Raw genomic sequence first — 2,323 nt, 5'->3', positions numbered from 1 at the left:
GCGCTCGACCGCACGCTGCCGACGCCGAAGGCGGGCGATCTCCTCGCCATTATGACCGCCGGAGCCTATGGCGCCGTGCAGGCCGGCACCTATAATACGCGGCCGCTGGTGCCCGAGGTGCTGGTGAAGGGCGACCAGTACGCCGTGGTGCGCCCGCGCATCGAGGTCGAGCAGCTGATCGCGATGGACACGCCGGCGCCGTGGCTGTGAGGCGCGTGAGGTGCGGTAAGGTCGCGCCTCACGCTTGCTGTCGTCCCCGCGAAGGCGGGGACCCATAACCACAGGAAGTGGTTGTGGTGCGAAGTGGTAACTACGAGTCTTCGCCAAACGTCTCCCTGTGGTTATGGGTCCCGGGCTCGCGCTTCGCGCGCCCCGGGACGACGAGCTGAAATTGGGACGGCTACTTCCCCGCCAATCCGCCGGTCTTCCCACCAACCACAACCCCCGCCTTCTTCTCGATCGGCTTGATCGCCGCGGTGAAATCGGAATCGGCGCCTTCCGCGCTGATCACGGTCTCCCACAGGCGCCCGACGGCATCCGCGACCTCCATCGACAGGCCGAGCTGCTTCATTTCCTCCAGCGCGAGGCGGACGTCCTTCACCATCAGCCCCGTGGCGAAGCCGAAATCGAACGTGCGCGGCAGCACCGCGCGCGGAAACTTGTCGCGGCTCGCGGTGTTCATGCCCGAGCCGGCATTGATGACGTCGATCATCACGGCGGGATCGAGCCCGGCCTTCACACCCATGACGACAGCTTCCGACGTCGCCACGATCGCGGTGGCCGAGAGGAAATTGTTGGCGAGCTTCATGGTCTGGGCTGCGCCCGGCTTCTCGCCGATGAAGAACACCTTTCCGATCACATCGAGCGCGGGCTTCAGCAGCTCGAACTCCGCCTTCGGCCCCGACACCATCACCGCCCGCGTACCCTTCTCGGCGCCGCCGACCCCGCCGGAGACGGGGCAGTCGATCTGCACGATGTCGCGCTTGGCGAGCAGGGCGTGAATCTTCGAAGCCATCGTCGAGCCGACGGTAGACAGATCGATGAAGCGCTTGACCCGCTTGCCCTCGATCACGCCGTTCGTCCCCGTTGCAACTTCAAGCGAAGCTTGCAGCGAGGGCAGGCTCGCCATCACGGTCTCGACCTGATCGGCCACGTCCTTCGGTGATGTCGCTGGCGTCGCGCCGCGCGCGATGAGCTTGTCGACGACCTCCTTGCGCGTGTCGAACACGACGAGCTTGTGGCCCGCCTCGACCAGCCGCCGCGCCATCGGGAAACCCATGTTTCCGAGGCCGATGAATCCGATGTCCATGGTGTTTCCTTGTTTTGATTATTCGTTGTTGAGAGCGAAGCTRCGCGCCACCCTCCGCTGTCGTCCCGGCGAAGGCCGGGACCCATACCCCCAGGGAGGAGTCATTGTGCGGCGCCGGTAACTCCGAGTTCCCGTAAACATGTCCGGCGGTGGTTATGGGTCCCGGGCCGGGACGACGGTGGGGACACATGTTGCGTCCCTCACCCTCGCGCTCCCTCACGCCTTCCCGTCGATCTCCGCGAACACCTCGCGCGCGATGCGGAAACTGTCGACTGCGGCCGGCATGCCGCCATAGATCGCGACCTGCATCAGGATCTCGCGGATCTCGTCGCGGGTGACGCCGTTGGTGAGCGCGCCCCTCAGATGCGCGCGGAATTCGTGCTGGCGGTTGAGAATCGCGATCATCGCGATGTTGAGCATGCTGCGGGTCTTGCGCGGCAGCTCCTCGCGGCCCCACACCGTTCCCCAGCAATATTCGTTGAGCATCTCCTGGAACGGACGGTTGAAATCGTCGACGTTCTTCACGGCGTTGTTGACATAGGCTTCCCCCAGCACCGCTTTGCGGACTTCCAGGCCCTTGTCGTGCATCTTCTTGTCCATGGCGTTTCCTTCGTTTTCCCTTTGCTTGTCCCTGGATGGCGGCGCGGAAATTACGGGGTTGCGGCGGGCCAGTCACGTCCTCGTGTTATGCGGGAAAAGGGGTGTCTCCCGTACAGGAACGGATGCCTCAGTGCTGCCGTTGTGATACGCTCCTCTCTCCCGGGCAACTTGGAGAGCTGATTGAACGGCGTCACCCCCGACCCGTCAGACCCGATCCGCGATGGCGACGCTCTGCCGCGGCTGAAGCTGGCGCAGGCCCTCGATCGGGCCAGATATGCCATCGCGTGGGAGCGTGCCTGGCCGAATCTGGCGCGGCTTCTGACCGTCGTCGGCCTGTTCCTGGCGCTGTCCTGGGCCGGTCTCTGGCTGGCGCTGCCGTTCCTTGCCCGCGCCATTGGTCTCGTTGTTTTCGCC

3 protein-coding genes and 1 pseudogene are annotated in these 2,323 nt (G+C 64.9%); 2 read left to right on the top strand and 2 right to left on the bottom strand.

Annotation, left to right across the window (positions count from 1 at the left end; genetic code table 11):
- Positions 1 to 210 (top strand): annotated as a pseudogene (locus tag AC1D00_RS37030) (diaminopimelate decarboxylase); the annotation flags it as partial.
- 190 nt (positions 211 to 400) lie between these two features.
- Here the strand turns inward: AC1D00_RS37030 and AC1D00_RS37025 are convergent.
- Both AC1D00_RS37025 and AC1D00_RS37020 read right to left on the bottom strand, forming a co-directional pair.
- Positions 401 to 1,309, bottom strand: a complete 909-nt coding sequence (locus tag AC1D00_RS37025) for an NAD(P)-dependent oxidoreductase (protein WP_477014074.1) — start codon at positions 1,307 to 1,309, stop codon at positions 401 to 403.
- Positions 1,310 to 1,525: 216 nt separating this feature from the next.
- Positions 1,526 to 1,909: a carboxymuconolactone decarboxylase family protein gene (locus tag AC1D00_RS37020; RefSeq protein WP_477014073.1), complete on the bottom strand. Its 384-nt coding sequence runs from the start codon at positions 1,907 to 1,909 to the stop codon at positions 1,526 to 1,528.
- 180 nt (positions 1,910 to 2,089) lie between these two features.
- On the opposite strand from AC1D00_RS37020, the gene AC1D00_RS37015 reads away from it, so the two are divergent.
- Positions 2,090 to 2,323: DUF4175 family protein (locus tag AC1D00_RS37015; RefSeq protein WP_477014072.1), on the top strand; the 234-nt coding region annotated here is incomplete at its 3' end.

The organism is Bradyrhizobium sp. P2_E8 (assembly GCF_056403875.1).
Note: the sequence above shows the minus strand (reverse complement) of the source record. Positions and strands in the feature narration are given on the sequence as shown.